Genomic DNA, 16,672 nt, shown 5'->3' with positions numbered 1-16,672 from the left:
CTGGTACGGAGAAATGAAGTCATTTGTGTTGACGGTTTTGTAAAAGCAAGTTAGCTTTTTGCCGAACGCAAACAAGCACTCTGTCGCGATCGAGGCCACCTGAACGAGGCTGTTCATCGCTGCGATTGGAGCAGCCTCATGACGCCCTTCCTCACTCATCAGCGGCCACCGTACGAGTGATCGTCACCGCCAAACGCGCCATCGCCGCGCCTGCCGAGGCCACGAAGCCGCGCCAGATGGCGCCCTGAAACCCTCCGTTGACCTCATGAACTCGACATGGAGGTGGGCCCATGTGGGCTGATCTCCTGAAAGGAATTGACATGACCACATCCCTCTCCGCCAAGGCAGGGCTGCTCGTTGCCGCAGTGACGGTGGCGGGGGCCGCCTTGGCGGCCCCCGCGGCGTCCGCGTCGTCTGCTCCCGGGCATGCCGAGGTGCAGCGTGCTCTTGATCAAGCAGTGGCCAAGAGCGGCGCTCCCGGCATGGTCGCCGAGGTCCGCGACCGCCGTGGGAGGTGGTTCGGCTCGGCGGGCGTGTCCGACACCAAGACCGGTCGTAAGCGTCAGCAACATGAGCGATTCCGGATCGGGAGCACCACCAAGGCGTTCACCGCAACCGTGGTCCTGCAACTGGCCGCCGACGGCAAGCTGAGCCTCGACGACACGGTGGAGGAGTGGCTGCCCGGCCTGGTCACGGGCAACGGCTACGACGGCCGAAAGATCACCATCCGGCAACTGCTCAACCACACCAGCGGCATCTTCAACTACGGCAACGACAAGGAGCTCTTCGCCAAAGGCGTGGGGGCCGCCTGGTACAAGCACCGCTACGACACCTACACCCCCGAGCAACTGGTGAAGATCGGCCTGGCCAACCCGCCCTACTTCGACGAGCCGGGCAAGGGCTTCGGCTACTCCAACACCAACTACTACCTGGCCGCCATGATCGTCGAGAAGGCGACCGGCAGGACCTTCGGCGACGAACTCACCCGTCGCGTCCTGCGCCCTCTGGGACTGGCCAGCACCTACCTGCCCGGCAGCGAAGCGAAGATCCGCGGCACGCACCCCGTGCACTACTCCACCCTGTTCTCCACCGAGCCCAACCCCAAGATCCACGACGTGACCGAGATGAACCAGTCCTTCGCCTGGGTCGCCGGCGGCATCGTCTCCACCACCGGCGACCTCCAGCGCTTCTTCAGCGCACTGCTGGGCGGACGCCTGCTGCCACCCGCCCAGCAGCGGGAGATGTTCACCACCGTCGCCACCCAGGGCGGCCCCCCGTGGATCCCCAACACCCGCTACGGGCTGGGCGTCTTCTCCCAGAAGCTGCCATGCGGCGTCACGGTCTGGGGCAACGCCGGCGCGACCTACGGTTCATGGGCGTACGCCGTGGGATCGCGTGACGGCAAGCACATCATCACCAGCCAGGTCAACGGCGACTGGAGCGGCCTGAGCATCTTCAACGACGTACTCACCGCCGAGTTTTGCCCGGCCAAGTCCCAGGAGAGCCATACCCGGAGGTGAGCAGGCTCGGGTCGTAGGGTTTCCGCATGGCAGACGACATCTTCGAGCATCCGCGACTGGCCGCCGTCTACGACCTGCTCGACCCCGACCGGGGCGACCTGGAGGCGTACACCGCCATCGTCGCCGAACTGGACGCCCGCAGCGTGCTGGATGTCGGGTGCGGCACGGGAACGTTTGCGCTGCTCCTGTCCGGGCGCGGGATAGAGGTGACCGGGGTGGACCCGGCCGGCGCCTCACTCGACGTGGCCCGGGCCAAGCCGGGCGGCGAGCGGGTGCGCTGGATCCACGGCGATGCGACGCGCCTTCCGCCGATGCGGGTCGACCTCGCGACCATGACCGCGAACGTCGCCCAGGCGATCGTCGAGCCGGACGACTGGGACGGGACGCTGCGCGGGATTTACGAGGCGCTGCGCCCCGGCGGACACCTCGTGTTCGAGACCCGCGTGCCGGCGAGACGGGCCTGGCTGGAGTGGAACCGCGCGGCGTCGTACCGGGTCGCCCAGGTCGAGGGGATCGGCACGGTCGAGAACTGGTCTACGGTGACCGACGTCAGTGGGCCGCTGGTGACGTTTCGCGGGACCTGGGTCTTCGCGGCGGACGGGGCGGTGCTGACGTCGGACTCGACGCTGCGCTTCCGGGAACGCGAGGAGGTCGAGGCGGCGCTGGTCGGGCACGGGTACGCGGTGGAGGAGGTCCGCGACGCGCCCGACCGGCCCGGCAAGGAGTATGTGTTCCTGGCCCGGCGACCGGGCGAATGAGCCGGACATGAGCGACTCGCGAGATCCCGTCGGCCGGCGCGTCACCAGTCGCGGGTCGCGACCAGCTCTTCCGCGTCCGCATCCGCGAACCCGTAGGCCGACGCCACGAACCAGAAGTCCTCGGCGATCACTTCGCGCGCCACGGTTTCGATCTCGCTGCCGGCCGCCTCGAACTCGGCTTCCAGCTCGTTGAACTCCTCCGTCGCCGCATGGGTGAGGGCGTACAGTGCCGCGAGGTCCGACGGCCGCTCGTCCTCGATCCGCTCACACAGGCTCAGCAGGATCTCTCTGCCCTTGTCAACGACGTGGTCGGGATAGTAGCCGTCCTGGTACATGCCCTTGAGAAACGCGTGGCCGACTGTCTGCTGGTTGGTGGGCGGCACCCTGATCTCCTGTCTCGCCGTGATCCGGTATGCCGATACTGCACCTTGCCACCGACAAGGAGGGGCCCTGCCCGCATGGATCGCGGCGCTGGCGGGCGTGCGACGGGCGCTGTCGTGCAGTGTCCGGATTATGACGACGTCATGGTCAGCACGTGAGCGACTCTCTGTTCCGCAGCCGGGCTGGTCGGCAGGCTTACAGGCATGACAGACGTTGTGCGGTTGGACGCGGTGAGTAAGGTGTACGGCAAGGGCCAAGGCGCGGTCGCCGCCCTGCGTGAGGTGTCGGCGAGCATCGCCGGCGGGTCCTTCACCGCCGTGATGGGGCCTTCCGGATCGGGTAAGAGCACGTTCCTGCACTGCGCGGCCGGACTGGACCTGCCTTCCTCCGGCTCGGTCCGGCTGGGCGGCACCGAACTGGCGAACATGTCAGAAACACAGCTGACCGAGCTGCGTCGCGAGCGGGTCGGTTTCGTCTTCCAGGCATTCAACCTCGTGTCGTCGCTGACTGTGACGGAGAACATCACCCTGCCGCTGCGCCTGGCCGGCGCCAAGGCGGACCCCGCCTGGCTGGCCGAGATCGTGCGCCGGGTCGGTCTGACAGGCCGTACGGATCGGCGGCCCGCGCAGCTGTCGGGTGGCCAGCAGCAGCGGGTGGCGATCGCCCGGGCGTTGGTCACCCGGCCCGAGGTGCTCTTCGGTGACGAGCCGACCGGCGCACTCGACACAATGACCGCCGGCGACGTGCTGAAGCTGCTGCGGGAAGTAGTCGACAGCCTGGGGCAGACGGTGGTGATGGTCACCCACGATCCGGTGGCCGCCTCCTATGCCGACAGTGTGTTGTTCCTGGCCGATGGCCGAATCGTGGATGCGATGAGCGCGCCGAGCGCGGAGAAGGTTGCCGAGCGGATGACCAGGCTGGGGGCATGGAAGTGATCGCGTGGAAGATGGTGCGGCACCGCAAGGCCGCCTTCGCGGGCGCGTTCGTGGCGCTGCTGTGCGCGGCGGCACTGGTGTGCGCGTGTTTGATGTTGCTGGAGACCGGGTTGCGCGGCAGCGTGGCACCGGAACGGTACGCAGGGGCACCGGTGATCGTGGCCGGCGACCAGTTCGTGCGCGAGACGGTCGTGAAGGTCGGCGGCAAGACCAAGACGAAGGCCAAGACGCTGTCGGAGCGCAAGTGGATTCCGGCCGAACTGGCCGACCAGCTCCGCCGGGCGCCCGGGGTTACGAGGGTGGTGCCGGAGGTGAGCTTCCCGGTCGCGGGACGTTTCCTCGGGCATGGGTGGGAGTCGGCGGAATTGACCCCGTTCACCATCGCACAAGGTCGCGAGCCCAAGGCCGATGACGAGGTCGTGGTCGATGCCCGTAACGCTCACGCGCTCGGTACCAAGCTGGCCGGCTACAAGGTGGTCGGCGTTACCGCGCAGGCGCTGCCCAGCCAGGACACCCTGTTCTTCTCCACCGCTCAAGCCCGCAAGCTCGCCGGACGTCCCGGTCAGCTCACCGCCATCGGCGTCTTCCCTCAGAGGGACGTCCACGTCGAAGGCGCCCTCACCTACACCGGTGACGAACGCGGCACGGTGGAGTTCCTGGGCGCGGAGAATGCCCGGATCAAGCTGATCAGCCTGGGCGGCGCGCTGGCCGCGACCTCCCTCCTGGTCGCCATCCTCGTCGTGGTCGGCACCTTCGCCCTGTCCATCCAGCAACGCCAGCGCGAACTGGCCCTGCTACGCGCCATCGCCGCCACCCCCAAGCAGATCCGCAAGCTCCTCGGCGGCGAAGCCCTCACCATCAGCGTGGCCGCCGGGCTGCTCGGCTCGGCCGCCGGGATCGGACTGGGCTTCTGGCTACGCTCCCGTTTCGTAGAACTGGGCGCGATGCCCGCCAACCTCAATCTGGTCGTCAGCCCGTTCCCTGCCATCGGCGCCCTGACCGCCACGGTGGCCGCCGCCTGGGCGGCAGCGCGCGTCTCGGCCCGCCGCACCAACCGCATCCGTCCGGTCGAAGCGCTGGGTGAGGCATCGCTGGAACGCCCCGGCCTGCCCGTGGGCCGGTTGATCGCGGGGCTGGTCTGTGTGGCGGGCGGCATCGCGTTGACGATCCTGCTGTCGTTCCTGAACACCGAGGCCGCCTCGAGTCCGATGACCCTGCTCACCGCGCTGGTGTGGACCACCGCCGTCACCCTGCTGGGCCCGTTGCCGGCCCGCGCCGCGCTGGCGCTCCTGGCTCTGCCGTTGGCCGCCTCCCGTGTCGGCGGCTACCTGGCCACGCGCAACCTGCGCTCCGGAACCAAACGCATGGCCTCGGTCATCTCCCCCCTCACGCTGATGGTGGCACTCACGTGCACGATCTTGTTCGTGCAGACCACGCTGGGTCACGCCGCCCGGCAGCAGGCCGCCGCGGGCGCGCGGGCGGATCACGTGGTCACCGGCACCAGTGCGGCCGCTGTCCGTGACGTGCCCGGCGTGGTCGCGGTCAGCCAGGTGCTGCGCACGTCGGTCCGGGTCGGGTTGACCAAGTACGGCGCTCAGGCCGCCGACGTCGACCCGCGCACCATGGATCTGGGCATCACCGCGGGCTCGATCAAGGATTTCGGCAAGGACTCGGTCGCCCTCAGCCAGACGGCCGCCTCCCGGCTCGGGAAGAACGTCGGTGACGAGCTCGAGCTCACCCTGGGTGATGGCACCCCCGCCATGCTCAAGGTGGCCGCGATCTACACGCGGGGTCTCGGCTTCGGCGAACTCACACTCGCCCGCACGCTCGTGCAGGAGCATGTGGACGATCCGTCCGGGACGCTGCTGGTGGCCGGCGGCACCGCCGACGCCCTGCGCCGTGCGCTGCCTGCCGCCACCATCCTGGCCCAGGCGCAGACGGTCGAGCTGAGCGCGCCCAATGCCGAGGTCAACTACGTTGCGATGGGCCTGATCATCGCGTTCACCGCGATCGCCGTGGTGAACACGCTGGCCATGTCCAGTGCCGACCGCACCCGCGAGCTGGCGCTGCTGCGCCTGGTGGGTGCCACCAAGCGGCAGGTCCTGCGCATGCTGCGCCTGGAGACGCTCACCTCGGTCCTCATCTCGGTGGTGGCCGGGACCGCGATCTCGCTCGCCACGCTGTCGGCCTTCGGCACCGGGATGACCGGTTCGGCACTGCCGTACATGCCGCTCGGCACGTATGCGGCGGTGATCGCCGCAGTGACGGCGCTGGCGCTGCTGGCGACCGCGCTCCCGGCCCGGCTGGCGCTCAGACAACACCCGGCCGAGGCGATCGGCGGACGCGAGTAGACGCTCGGCACGCTGAGGATGCGGGCACGGGCGGGGCATCCAATGACCCGTGCACCGTGGACTGTCGGACCGCCGCAACGCTGGTCGCCGAGGTCACCGGCTCCGGCGCAAGGAGCGGCCAATCCCTCGCTGAACAACATGCTCCGCGCCGGGCTGCGCCCGCTGTACAGCCGGCGGAACTGGATCTGGCGCCCGGACACCGACCGGACGTGACGCGAGCGACGGCGTAGACCCGGCCGCGGCGGCCGATACAGCGCCGCGTGGCGCCCACCCACCTACGAAGATGAAGCCATGCACGATTTTCGCCTGTCCCTGCTGCCGGCCGGCGCGCACGCCGACCCCGCCGTGCTCGCGCGGCTGTCCGGCCTGGTCAACGAGGTTTACGCCGAGGCCGAGAGCGGCCTGTGGCATGCGGGCGCGGCCCGTACGACCGACGAGGAGGTCGCCGAGCTGACCGCCGCAGGGCAGATCGCGGTGGCCTGCCTGGGCACGTACATCGTCGGCTGCGTCCGCATCCGCCCCCTGGATCAGCGCACGGCCGAGTTCGGCATGCTCGCGGCCGATCCCGCGCACCGCGGCCGCGGCATCGGCCGCGAGCTGGTCGCCTTCGCCGAGCGTCGCGCCCTCGACAGCGGATGCTCGGTCATGCGGCTCGAAATCCTGACACCCCGGTCCTGGACGCATCCATCCAAAGAGTTCCTGGCCGGCTGGTACACCCGTCTGGGCTACCAGAGGACCGGCGTCACCCCTGTCGAGGGGTCCTATCCGGCGCTGGCTCCGTTGCTGGCCACTCCGTGTGACCTGGTGGTCTACCGCAAGCGTCTCTAGCGCGAGTTCGGAGAGCATGGGCTATGACCGCCTGTGGGCGAGTGTCCGTGCGGGCGCGTCATGGGGCGGTGGTCACCGGCCGATCGGGACCCTTCACCTCATGACGGCGGGGTGACGGGGGACTCGATGCTCTCGGCCTGGTGGAGGGTGGCCAGGTAGAGCTGGACGCCCATGGCCATGGTGGGGACGTGCTCGCGCATCAGCCGCTGGAAGTGCGGCGCGGCCGGCGCGCGGTGGTCGACGGTGAACTCGCCGGCCAGCGAGAACCAGGTGATCGGGGTGGCGCCCGCCTGCACCATCCGCTGCACCGCCGTGGCGTGCGTCTCGCCCGTGACGCTGGCCGAGGCGTCGACCACGAGGTACACCTCGTAGTCCTCTCTCAGCGCGCCGAGCACGGTCTGCAGGACGCACCCCTCGGTGGACACGCCCGCGATCGCGAGTTTCCTGCGCCCCGTCTCCCGTACGGCCCGCGCGAAGCGCTCGTCGAGAAAGGCGTTGAAGTTGCCGCCCCGCTCGATCACCGGATGGTCGCCGATCACCTCAAGAAGCTGCGGGTAGAGCGGACCGGACGGCTTGCTGGGCAGGCCGTTGGTCACCACCAGGCCGCTCTCGTACCACACGGCGGTCTTGGCCAGCCCGACGACGTTGTTGACGTGCTGGGCCGCGTCGTGCGAGCGCAGCACGTTGGCGAACCCGACGGCGTGGTCCACCAGGACGATCGTCGTGTTCTGCGGGGTCAGCGGCTCGAGTGTCATGGTGTTCTCCACATCACTAATGAACATATGGTCATTAGCAACCCTACACCGCTAATGACCATATGTACACTTAGCCGTGGACAGGTATTGGGCAGCGAACTGGCCTGGGAACGCACGCGCGAGGACGACATGCTCGTCCTCGTTCCGCATTTCCCTATCTGGAGGTATGCAATGGCGCGAAAGTACGCTGCCGCCCTCGCGGGCGTGGCCGCCGCAGCCGCGGTGACGCACGGGTTGGCCGCCGCACCGGCCCACGCCGCTCCCCGCACGCAGGCCGCGGCCGCCGTGCAGTCTGCGGACGGCTTCAAAGCCCAGCTGAAGTCCGCCGACGGCTACTGCGCCGTCCCCGTGGCCGGCAGCTGAAGGCGTACAAATGCCGGCCGGGCCAGTGGCTCTGGCACGTGGGCAAGGTCGACACCACCGTCAAGGGCTTCACCGAACCTACATACATGTTCAGGTACGCCGATCCCAAGGCCGTGAGCTCCGAGGGCTGGTGGTGCCTGGACAGCGACGGCGAGAAGGAGGCTTTCATGGAAGGACCGCGGCCAGCTGTGGACACAGATCTCCAGCATGAAGTTCGGCGGCGTCCAATACGGGGCTCTGGCATCGGCGAAGAAGCTGAACGAGGCCGAGGGGGACAAGGCGAAAGCCCTCAGGGAAGCGGTGACTCTACAGCACGACAGCACCAACGCGTACGTGGGCTGTGCCTGCCCGGACCCGCGCAGCCCCAGGAACCATTGGCGCTGGAGCTGACCGCATCCATGATCGGCTTGTAGCGACACCGCTCGCTGGGAACCCCTTCAGGCGGGCTCATGCCATGTTCGCGTAGTGCTCGGCGATCTCGTCGCTCGTCGTCAGCCACACGCCGGAGTGGTTGGCGATGTAGTCAAGCGCCTGGTTGAGATACTTCGCCCGGAACGCCTGGCCGATGACGAACGGGTGCAGCGCCAAGGCCATGACGCGCCCGCTGTCGGCAGACTCGGCATAGAGCTGGCCGAACTGGTCCTTGATCAGCTGCACGAATTCGCCGCCGCTCATGCCGTGCATCGTGAAAATGCCCAGATCGTTGAGTTCGAGCGAGTACGGCAGGCTCAGCATCCCCGGGACGTTCAGCCGGTAGGGCTGGTCGTCGTTGGTCCAGTCCAGCACGTAGTTCAGGCCGAGCTCGGCGAGCAGGGACGGCGTCTGGAACGTCTCGGTGAGCGCGGGGCCCAGCCAGCCGCGCGGCACCCGCCCGGTGGCCTTCTGAATGGTCTCGACCACCTCGGTCAGGTAGGCGCGCTCGTCGTCGACGTCGGCCTGGAGCGTGGAGTTGTTCTTGCCGTGGGCGAGCCACGCCCAGCCTCGGGCGTTGCCCGCCTCGATGATCTGCGGGTACTGCTCGCACACGTCGGCGTTGAGCAACACGCTCGCCCGGATGCCGTGCCGGTCGAGGATCTCCATCACGCGCCAGATCGCCACCCGCGGGCCGTAATCGCGCCAGCCGTAGTTCAGCGGATCCGGCACCAGCGCGGCGGTCGCCTCGTTGATGCTGGTCGAGGGGCGGTCGATCGTGAAGTGCTCGACGTTCAGGCCCACGTAGAAGGCGACACGGGCGCCGCCCGGCCAGCGGATTGGTTCGCGCTCGACGATCGGGCTGTAGTCGAACAGTGTGTTTTCCATCGTGTTTCCTTCCGCATCGCTGCACCGGCCCCGGTCAAGAGGGGGGCCGCTTGCCCATGAAGATAGGAATCCGAGATGTCGGCCAGGAGGGCCGAAGGCGCCACCAAGAGGGCCGAAGGCGCCAGCAAGATTGCGCTATATCCTGTATTACCGGTATCCATGCCAAGAGCGTCATCCCGGCCCCTGGGAGACAGACCGTTCATGGTGAACAACGCGGTGCGCGACGGCGCGGTGGGCGACACCGCCAAAGGCACCGTCTCGCCCCATCTGACCCGCCTGCTGGTCCGCGCGAGCATCGCGACAGGCCTGGACCGGTCGCGCCTGGCCGGTATGCCCGGCCTGGCCGTGCTCGATGAAGAGGGGATCCGCATCCCCACTGCCACTGTGCTGCGGCTCTGGGAACTGATCTCCAGCCTGGCCTGGGAGGTGGACGGCAGTCAGGGCGTCATGCAGCTGTGGCGGCCCGGCGGCCTGGGTGTGTGGGACTACCTGTTCTCCGTCTCCGGCACCCTTGGCGATGCGCTCCACGCCTCCAGCCGCCGCTTCACGGCCATCGCCGACCCCGCCGACCGGCTCCTTGTCACCCGCGACGGCGACGGGGTGACGGTCACTTATCAGGGCCCCTACCGCGACCACCCGCAATACCCGCTGATCGCGGAATTGGTACCGCACATGCTGCTCATAGTGGCGAGCTCGGGAGCCGGGCGGCGGCTCGCGCCGGTGCGCGTACGGCTACCGCACCGCCCGTCCGCCGCGCCCAAGCGTCTGGGGGAGCTGTACAACACCAGGTACGTCGAGGGCGAGGCCGACCATCCGTCGATAACGTTCGCCGAGGCGGACACGGACGCTCCCCTGCCCCGCGCCGACCCCGCGCTTGCCGCGATCCTGGACGAGCACGCGCGACTGTCCACTGCGGCCGCCCGGCCGGTGCTGGGCTGGCTCGACCGGTTCCACGCCATCCTCGAATCCGCGGTCGCCGATGGTCCGCCGGGCCTTGACCACGTAGCCCGCCGGTTGGCCCTGAGCCCGCGCACCCTTCAGCGCCGCTTGCGCGAGGAGGGCACCAGCTGGCGGGAAGAGCTGGAGAAGCTTCGGCAGCGGCGGGTGGATCGCCTGCTTCGGGAAACCTCGCTCAGCGTGGAGTCCATCGCGGCGCGGGTCGGCTTCACCGACTCCCGCTCCCTGCGGCGGGCCATCCACCGCTGGTACGGCCACGGCCCGGCCGTCATCCGCGCGAGCGGCCCAACCTAGCCAGCGCTTTCTACCACGACCTCTATTTCGGTTCTGTCGGTGAATGGATCGGCGTCATGCTGCTCGACACCGCGCGGGTCCTACCAAAGCCAGGGTGACCGGCGGGGATCCAAGTCAGCGGCCGTAGGCGGCCAGAGCCTTGCTCGCGTACGCGGCGATCGGGGCGGCGATGTGCTCGGCGTCGCGGTGCACCCCGCGCAGGGTGTTGGAGGCGAAGCAACGAACATCGGGCGGCGCTCCATCCGACCGGACTCCAGGGCGGCGGCGAGGCCTGACTGGCCGGCGCCGATGACGATGGCTTCCATGACGCCGTATCGTACCGTCATATCCAGAAAGCACAATATGATTCGCCCGGGGTGATGCTATGACCATGACGACGAATGGGATCGAGCTGAGCGACGAGGCGCGCGGGTTCCTCAAGGCGCTGGCCAGCGAGACGCGCCAGCAGATCATGGAGCTGTTCGTCGGTGGCATCGAACTGACCGTCAACGAAGTCGCCGAGCGCATGTCGCTGGCCCAATCGGCCACCTCCACCCACCTGGCGACTCTCCGCGACGGCGGCGTGCTCACCTCACGTCGCGAGTGGAAGGCCGTCTACTATCGCGCCGACTCGGCCCGGATCAGCAAGGCGCTGTCCGACCTGCAGGCCACCCTGAACGCCTGCTGTCCACCTCCGGATCAGGAATCCCCAGCCTGTGGATGCGATTGAGGTCTGTCTGCGATCGGTCGCGGCACGCGCACTGACACGGACCTTCCACGCCCAGCGGCGCCATGTTCGCTCACCTGGACGGCGAACTGCGCGACGCGCGGACGGTGGCCGAAGCTCCCCGATCAGTAAGGTCGCTCCCCCTTGACCTTCATATTGGTGTGAACGTTGATGATTCTGCCATGACCACCAACTCACCCTCGAGGGAGCACATGATGCAGAATCGCGATGCCGGCGACACTCCCGTGACGGTCATCGGCCTGGGTCTGATGGGTCAGGCGCTGGCCGGAGCGTTCCTGCGCAACGGGTATCCCACGACCGTGTGGAACCGCACGGCAGCGAAGGCTGAACACCTTGTCACCCAGGGCGCGAGGCTCGCCGACTCGGCCGGCGACGCCGTCGCGGCCAGCCCGCTCGTGGTCGTCTGCGTCTCGGACTATGACGCCGTACACGGACTCCTCGATCCGCTGGGTGAGGTCCTCGACGGCCGCGTCCTGGTGAACCTGACCTCGGGCACGTCGCAGGGGGCCCGCGAGACCGCCGAGTGGGCGGCGCGGCGGGGCGCCACCTACCTCGACGGCGCGATCCTGGCCATCCCCGCGGGCATCGGCACGGCGGACGCCGCCATCCTCTACAGCGGGCCGCGGTCGGTCTTCGACCTGCACGAGTCCACCCTGAGGAGCCTCGGCGCGGGAACGACGTACCTCGGCGGCGATCATGGCCTGTCGTCACTGTACGACGTGGCCATGCTGAGCTTGATGTGGAACATTCTGAACGGCTTCCTGCAGGGTGCCGCCTTGCTCGGCGCGGCCGGTGTGGAGGCCACGACGTTCACCCCACTCGCGAACAAGGGGATCGAAACCGTGAACGGCTGGCTGGCCGCCTACGCCCAGCAGATCGACGACGGCGCGTACCCGGCCCTTGATTCCACCATCGACACTCACGTGGCCGCGATGGAGCACCTCATCCACGAGAGCGAGTTCCTCGGTGTCAACGCCGAACTTCCGAGGTTCATCAAGGCCCTGACCGGCCAGGCCGTAGCCGATGGGCACGGCGGCAGCGGCTACGCAGCGGTGATCGAGCAGCTCCGCAAGCCCTCGGGGAGGTGACCATGGCCAGCCGTCGGCCCCGCATCGCCAGGAATGGCCGGCATGCAGTCGCGACTTGGCCCTCGACATGACCGCCACACCATTCAACCCACGCACGCTGCTCGCGGAAAGCCGACTCGGTGTCCTCGCAACGATCAAGTCGGACGGCCGCCCCCAGCTTTCCCCCGTCATGCCCTTCTACGATCAGGAGGCCGATGTCATCCATGTTTCGATGAGCGAGGGACGAGCCAAGACGGCGAATCTGCGTCGGGACCCACGAGCCGCGCTGGAGATCACCAGCGCCGACGGCTGGGAGTGGGCCACCGCCGAGGGCACGGCGACACTCACCGGGCCGGGAACCGATCCCTATGGTCCCGAGGTCGAGGCGCTGGTGGACTACTACCGCATCGCCGCCGGGGAGCACCCGGACTGGGACGAGTACCGGTCGGTGATGGTGTCCGACCGTAGGGTGCTCATGACGATGACGGTCGACCACGTGTACGGCGCCAAGATCCGCTGACGGCGTTCCGAAGAAGCTTCGTATGTCCAGGTCCGCGCCGGCGACGGTGAGTTAGCCGTGCGGCTCGGCGAACCCAGGCCCAACCGGGACGTCCAGCAGTTCCTCCAGGGCCCCGTTCCAGTTGGATACGGGGCCCTGTGCTTTGTGCGCCTACTTGCAGTGGCCTGAGCCGGCGTCGTGAGGACAGGGACCATCACGGCCGCTGCGGCGGCGGACACGAACAGACGCTTGAGCACAGAGGGCTCCAGAAGCAGGGGATGGAACGTGACAATTGGTATGACGTCGAGGATCACAGATAGGTTGTCGATCCTTTGCGTCCGCATCCGGGGTGCTTGGTGCCTCCGTCTGATCGCGCAGCAGGTCGGCGTAGGTCCCACGGACCTGCTGTGCCTGCACACGCTCAACCGGGAGGGCTCCAGCACCGCGGGCACGCTGAAGACGATCCGCGACTTCCTCGTCGGCAGCTACAACAACGCCGTCGAAGAGTCCGACCGGTTGACCAGGTAAGTCGCAGGTGATCGACGGCATCTGCCGCAGTCGCTCCATCGTGATCACCGACTGCGGTCTCACCAGCCTGCGTGCTTGGACTCGGGACAGGGATCGGCGTCCTTCTGGCGAGCCGGCCGGATGCCCCGAATATCGTGGCCGCGTGGACATCATCGAGACCCCGGTCCTGGTCCTCCTCCCGTTGCGTGTCGAGCACGCCGACGAGATGGCGGCTGTACTCTCGGACCCTGCCCTGTACACGTTCACCGGCGGCGTCCCGCTGTCCGCGCAGGAACTGCGCGCTCGCTACGAGCGGTTGGTCTCCGGGCCGCCCGGCTGGCGCAACTGGGTCGTCTGGCTACGTGAGGAAGACTGTCTGGTCGGATATGTGCAGGCCACGATCGATGGGGCGACCGCTGAGATCGCTTGGGTAATCGGGACGCCATGGCAGGGGCGCGGCCTGGCCACGGCGGCTGCCAAGGCCCTGGTCGGCTGGCTCGTGAGGCAGGGGATCGATACGATCGTCGCGCACATTCACCCTGATCACGTGGCCTCGGCTTCCGTCGCGACCTCGGCCGGGTTGCGCCCCACCGGCCGATGGCACGAGGGCGAAGTTCGCTGGGAACGCTGATGGCGGATGGGGCATTGGTCCGCAGCCGCCGGGCAACACGCTCCATACTGGGGCGTATGACCCTCGTCGCCCGGATACCCATCCGCCGGCTCTCGGTTGTGGGCTGATCGTGATCGAGGAGCTGGTCGCGTACGTGCGGGAGGCGTTCGGCTGGGATGCGGACGTCGTGGTGTCCGCCGGGCCGCGGGGTGCGCTGGGGCAGGTCTGGCGGGTGGACGTCGGGCCGGCGCGCTATGCGCTGAAAGAGATCTTCGCTGAGCCGCCGTCGGTGGCGTTGATCGAGGCGGAGCTGGCGTTCTCGCGGCGGGCGGCCGAGGCGGGGGTGCGGTTGCCGGTGAGCCATCCCGATCGCGACGGGCGGTTCCTGGTCACGGCGCCTGATGGGACATGGTTACGGCTCTACGACTGGGTCGATCTGCGGCCGGTAGAGCCGGCGGCGCGGGCCACGCCGGCGGAGCTGGGGGCGTTGCTGGCGCGGCTGCACCGGTGTGCCCCCGCTTCGGCGGTCGAGCCGGGTGGCGGGCCGCCTGATCCCTGGTACGACCGGGTTCCCGCGGCGGACGCGTGGGCGGAGGTGTCCGCGTCGGGAGCGGTGTGGGCGGGGCGGCTCGTTGATCGGTTGGCCACGTTGCCCGAGTTGTGCGCGGCGGTCGGGCCGGCCGATCCCGGCGGATTGATCGTCTGCCATCGTGATCTGCATCCGGAGAATGTCCTTCTCGACCCGGCAGGTGCGATGGTGGTCGTCGACTGGGACAACCTCGGGCCGGCCGCGCCGGGCCGGGAACTGGCCCGGGCGCTGTTCGACTGGTTCTGCGACGGCTCCACCGCTGATCTTGACGCGATGCGCGTCATGTACCAGGCGTACGTGCGCGAGGGCGGGCCGGGGCGCATCACCGAGCCGGCGGACTTCTCGATGCTGCTGGCGTCCCGGCTGAACTTTCTGCTGGTCCAGGCGCGTGTCGCGCTCGACTCGCGAGCCGAGGGGCGGCACCGGGAGTGGGCGGAACGCGAGATCGACGAGGCGCTGACCATCCTGCCGGCCCCGCGGCAGCTGGCCGACGTGTTGAAACTTGCCTGTGCATGAACGCGGACACGACCGACGTGACGCCGGCCGAGGTGGCCAAGCGGATCGCGGCCACTGTGGGGCGGTTGGCTGGTCCGTCGTCCACAGGCTGTGCATCGTCGGCGTCGTGAACCGGGAGGAAGGGGACGACCTCCGCGGGAGCCCCTTCCGCTGCGTCCCGGTCACGCCGTGAGACCCCGCAGGTCCAGGCTGTGCTGCGATGACGCCTGGCCGCGGGGTTGTCTCGGCAGCGTTGGCCAGGCTGTGGCCGGTGCCGTGGAAGGGGTGGCAGGTCGGGGCGTTATCCACAGGAGGGGTGGGTTATCCACAGGCTGTGGGTCAGCGCTCGCAAGGGGTTCCGGTACGGCCATGGATCCTAGCGATCACCCTCTTCTCCTCGTGATCCACGGGGGACATGGGGGACATGTCCAGCAGTCTGATGGATGTCGAGGTCCGGGAGAGATGGTCGGGAGGTCTGGCGCAGAAGCAGCAGGGCGAGGGCCGGTACGGCGGCCAGGGCGGTCATCAGGAGCACGGCCGCCGGCAGGTTTCCTGTTACCAGCAGCGGGGTCACCATGGCGGCGCCGATGGGTGGCGTGGCCTGCATCATCGTGCGGAAGACGCTGAAGACGCGGCCGCGCTGCGACGGGGGGACGCGTTCCATGCGCAACGACTGAGCCCACACCGTCATGGGGGCGCTGAACGCACCCATGATCAGGAAGGCTGCGGTGACCGGAATCCAGTTGGGTGCGCCCAGGATGGCGAGGATGCCTGCGGCCGCCACCAGTTCGGTGATGGCGATCGCGGTCAGCCTGCCGATTCTGGGGTGCCAGGCTCCTGCCGCGAATCCGCCCAGGAGTTCCCCTGCCGACAGAGCGGCCATGAGGAGTGAGAGCGCGGCGCCGTGGCCGGGGAGGTGCTCCTTGGCCAGCCAGGGGGCTACGACCATGGTCAGCGCGCCTTCGGCGATGTTGAACGCCATGAAGGCGAGAGTGGTGCCCATGAGGACCTTGTCGCGGAGGAGCGGAAGTCCTGCCGAGGCGCGTTTCTCGGTCTGGGGCGGGTGCGGGCGCAGGGGAGTGCGGATGCGGGTCAGTGCGATGGCGAAGCAGGCGTAGGTGACGGCGTCCACAGCAAGCATGTTCGCCGGGCCCAGGGTGGTCAGAAGAGGGGCGGCCAGGGTGAAGCCGATGATTCCCGACAAGGAGTAACTCACGGATTCCAGGGCGTTGGCGGCGTCGCGCTGGTCCGGGCCCACCAGGTCGGGGATGGCCGCGGGGACGGCGGCCATCGGGATCATCTTCAGCAGGCCGTATACGGCTGCGACCAGGAAGGGGAGCCACTCGGGGACCGTACCGACGGCGGCGGTCAACGGGATCGACGCCACCGCCAGACCTCGCAGGACGCTGTCGACGATCAGGGTTGTCCGCTTGTCGAAGCGGTCGAGGACAGGGCCGGCGGCCAGGCCGCCGATCAGGACGGGGGCGGTGTAGCAGCCGGCCAGCAGGCCGAGCTTCGCCGTGCCGTCCGGCTGGGCCAGTACGAGCCAGGTCAGCGCGATGAAGGTCATGCTGTCGCCCATCACGGAGATGGACGCGCCCAACCACAGGCGGCGGAAGTCCGGCCTGGTCTTGAGGAGGGGCACATAGATCGACACAGGGCTCGGTCCTTACAGGGTTGCCGTCGTGAGGGATTGCGGGCGGCCCCGGCCATGGGGCGGCGTTGCGGGTGTTGCGT

At 68.5% G+C, this 16,672-nt stretch carries 17 protein-coding genes; 13 read left to right on the top strand and 4 right to left on the bottom strand.

From position 1 onward, the window contains the following. Nucleotides 1-320: 320 nt before the first annotated feature. Nucleotides 321-1,520 (top strand): serine hydrolase domain-containing protein, encoded by a 1,200-nt coding sequence (locus EJK15_RS22365; RefSeq protein ID WP_138712413.1) that lies wholly within the window; start codon nt 321-323, stop codon nt 1,518-1,520. A gap of 26 nt (nt 1,521-1,546) precedes the next feature. Beyond that, nucleotides 1,547-2,278, top strand: a complete 732-nt coding sequence (locus tag EJK15_RS22360; protein WP_138712412.1) for a class I SAM-dependent methyltransferase — start codon at nt 1,547-1,549, stop codon at nt 2,276-2,278. A 41-nt stretch (nt 2,279-2,319) separates the two neighbouring features. Here EJK15_RS22360 and EJK15_RS22355 read toward each other — a convergent pair whose 3' ends face one another. Continuing rightward, complete coding sequence (locus tag EJK15_RS22355; RefSeq protein WP_138712411.1) at nt 2,320-2,661, bottom strand: DUF5713 family protein; 342 nt, start codon at nt 2,659-2,661, stop codon at nt 2,320-2,322. Between the two features lie 201 nt (nt 2,662-2,862). Here EJK15_RS22355 and EJK15_RS22350 point away from each other — a divergent pair, with 201 nt between their 5' ends. The 3 genes from EJK15_RS22350 (at nt 2,863) to EJK15_RS22340 (ending at nt 6,773) form a co-directional block, all read left to right on the top strand. After that, on the top strand, nt 2,863-3,594 hold the full coding sequence (locus EJK15_RS22350) for an ABC transporter ATP-binding protein (RefSeq protein WP_138712410.1): 732 nt from the start codon (nt 2,863-2,865) through the stop codon (nt 3,592-3,594). Next, a complete protein-coding gene (locus EJK15_RS22345) occupies nt 3,585-5,945 on the top strand; it encodes an ABC transporter permease (RefSeq protein WP_138712409.1) in 2,361 nt (786 codons plus the stop codon). Before EJK15_RS22350 ends, EJK15_RS22345 begins: the two co-directional genes overlap by 10 nt. A gap of 291 nt (nt 5,946-6,236) precedes the next feature. Then, nucleotides 6,237-6,773, top strand: coding sequence for a GNAT family N-acetyltransferase (locus EJK15_RS22340; protein WP_138712408.1), 537 nt, complete (start codon nt 6,237-6,239; stop codon nt 6,771-6,773). 98 nt (nt 6,774-6,871) lie between these two features. Here the strand turns inward: EJK15_RS22340 and EJK15_RS22335 are convergent, their stop codons facing one another. Then, nucleotides 6,872-7,528, bottom strand: a complete 657-nt coding sequence (locus EJK15_RS22335) for an isochorismatase family protein (protein WP_138712407.1) — start codon at nt 7,526-7,528, stop codon at nt 6,872-6,874. 171 nt (nt 7,529-7,699) lie between these two features. Here EJK15_RS22335 and EJK15_RS22330 point away from each other — a divergent pair, with 171 nt between their 5' ends. After that, nucleotides 7,700-7,891 carry a hypothetical protein gene (locus tag EJK15_RS22330; protein ID WP_138712406.1) on the top strand — a complete coding sequence of 64 codons (192 nt, stop codon included), beginning with the start codon at nt 7,700-7,702 and terminating at the stop codon, nt 7,889-7,891. Nucleotides 7,892-8,338: 447 nt separating this feature from the next. Here EJK15_RS22330 and EJK15_RS22325 read toward each other — a convergent pair whose 3' ends face one another. Further along, the gene (locus EJK15_RS22325) at nt 8,339-9,190 is read right to left on the bottom strand and encodes a polysaccharide deacetylase family protein (protein WP_138712405.1); all 852 of its coding nucleotides are present in this window, start codon (nt 9,188-9,190) and stop codon (nt 8,339-8,341) included. A gap of 201 nt (nt 9,191-9,391) precedes the next feature. On the opposite strand from EJK15_RS22325, the gene EJK15_RS22320 reads away from it, so the two are divergent. The 7 genes from EJK15_RS22320 to EJK15_RS22285 all read left to right on the top strand — a co-directional run bounded on the left by EJK15_RS22320 (nt 9,392) and on the right by EJK15_RS22285 (nt 14,956). After that, nucleotides 9,392-10,441, top strand: coding sequence for an AraC family transcriptional regulator (locus EJK15_RS22320; RefSeq protein WP_171074463.1), 1,050 nt, complete (start codon nt 9,392-9,394; stop codon nt 10,439-10,441). Nucleotides 10,442-10,811: 370 nt separating this feature from the next. Further along, nucleotides 10,812-11,150 carry an ArsR/SmtB family transcription factor gene (locus EJK15_RS22310; protein ID WP_138712402.1) on the top strand — a complete coding sequence of 113 codons (339 nt, stop codon included), beginning with the start codon at nt 10,812-10,814 and terminating at the stop codon, nt 11,148-11,150. Between the two features lie 209 nt (nt 11,151-11,359). Continuing rightward, nucleotides 11,360-12,256, top strand: a complete 897-nt coding sequence (locus EJK15_RS22305; protein WP_240777135.1) for an NAD(P)-dependent oxidoreductase — start codon at nt 11,360-11,362, stop codon at nt 12,254-12,256. A 67-nt stretch (nt 12,257-12,323) separates the two neighbouring features. Further along, nucleotides 12,324-12,755: a PPOX class F420-dependent oxidoreductase gene (locus tag EJK15_RS22300; RefSeq protein WP_138712401.1), complete on the top strand. Its 432-nt coding sequence runs from the start codon at nt 12,324-12,326 to the stop codon at nt 12,753-12,755. A gap of 300 nt (nt 12,756-13,055) precedes the next feature. After that, nucleotides 13,056-13,262, top strand: a complete 207-nt coding sequence (locus EJK15_RS22295) for a hypothetical protein (RefSeq protein ID WP_138712400.1) — start codon at nt 13,056-13,058, stop codon at nt 13,260-13,262. A gap of 142 nt (nt 13,263-13,404) precedes the next feature. Next, nucleotides 13,405-13,872 carry a GNAT family N-acetyltransferase gene (locus tag EJK15_RS22290; RefSeq protein ID WP_240777134.1) on the top strand — a complete coding sequence of 156 codons (468 nt, stop codon included), beginning with the start codon at nt 13,405-13,407 and terminating at the stop codon, nt 13,870-13,872. Nucleotides 13,873-13,981: 109 nt separating this feature from the next. Then, nucleotides 13,982-14,956, top strand: coding sequence for a phosphotransferase enzyme family protein (locus EJK15_RS22285; protein ID WP_171074462.1), 975 nt, complete (start codon nt 13,982-13,984; stop codon nt 14,954-14,956). 355 nt (nt 14,957-15,311) lie between these two features. On the opposite strand, the gene EJK15_RS22280 is transcribed toward EJK15_RS22285, so the two are convergent. Next, complete coding sequence (locus tag EJK15_RS22280; RefSeq protein ID WP_138712398.1) at nt 15,312-16,592, bottom strand: MFS transporter; 1,281 nt, start codon at nt 16,590-16,592, stop codon at nt 15,312-15,314. Between the last annotated feature and the right edge of the window lie 80 nt (nt 16,593-16,672).

Source organism: Nonomuraea basaltis, from assembly GCF_005893125.1.
In the GTDB taxonomy this organism is placed as follows: Bacteria; Actinomycetota; Actinomycetes; order Streptosporangiales; family Streptosporangiaceae; genus Nonomuraea; species Nonomuraea basaltis.
The sequence above is the reverse complement of the archived record's forward strand: the minus strand, read 5'-3'. Positions and strand labels throughout refer to the sequence as shown.

What these genes read in the sequence shown, in the direction of transcription:
- EJK15_RS22340 (WP_138712408.1), top strand. Translation starts at nt 6,237, where the DNA reads ATGCACGATTTTCGCCTGTCCCTGCTGCCGGCCGGCGCGCACGCCGAC.
- EJK15_RS22310 (WP_138712402.1), top strand. Translation starts at nt 10,812, where the DNA reads ATGACGACGAATGGGATCGAGCTGAGCGACGAGGCGCGCGGGTTCCTC.
- EJK15_RS22350 (WP_138712410.1), top strand. Translation starts at nt 2,863, where the DNA reads ATGACAGACGTTGTGCGGTTGGACGCGGTGAGTAAGGTGTACGGCAAG.
- EJK15_RS22365 (WP_138712413.1), top strand. Translation starts at nt 321, where the DNA reads ATGACCACATCCCTCTCCGCCAAGGCAGGGCTGCTCGTTGCCGCAGTG.
- EJK15_RS22330 (WP_138712406.1), top strand. Translation starts at nt 7,700, where the DNA reads ATGGCGCGAAAGTACGCTGCCGCCCTCGCGGGCGTGGCCGCCGCAGCC.
- EJK15_RS22360 (WP_138712412.1), top strand. Translation starts at nt 1,547, where the DNA reads ATGGCAGACGACATCTTCGAGCATCCGCGACTGGCCGCCGTCTACGAC.
- EJK15_RS22300 (WP_138712401.1), top strand. Translation starts at nt 12,324, where the DNA reads ATGACCGCCACACCATTCAACCCACGCACGCTGCTCGCGGAAAGCCGA.
- EJK15_RS22345 (WP_138712409.1), top strand. Translation starts at nt 3,585, where the DNA reads ATGGAAGTGATCGCGTGGAAGATGGTGCGGCACCGCAAGGCCGCCTTC.
- EJK15_RS22320 (WP_171074463.1), top strand. Translation starts at nt 9,392, where the DNA reads ATGGTGAACAACGCGGTGCGCGACGGCGCGGTGGGCGACACCGCCAAA.
- EJK15_RS22305 (WP_240777135.1), top strand. Translation starts at nt 11,360, where the DNA reads ATGATGCAGAATCGCGATGCCGGCGACACTCCCGTGACGGTCATCGGC.
- EJK15_RS22335 (WP_138712407.1), bottom strand. Translation starts at nt 7,528, where the DNA reads ATGACACTCGAGCCGCTGACCCCGCAGAACACGACGATCGTCCTGGTG.
- EJK15_RS22325 (WP_138712405.1), bottom strand. Translation starts at nt 9,190, where the DNA reads ATGGAAAACACACTGTTCGACTACAGCCCGATCGTCGAGCGCGAACCA.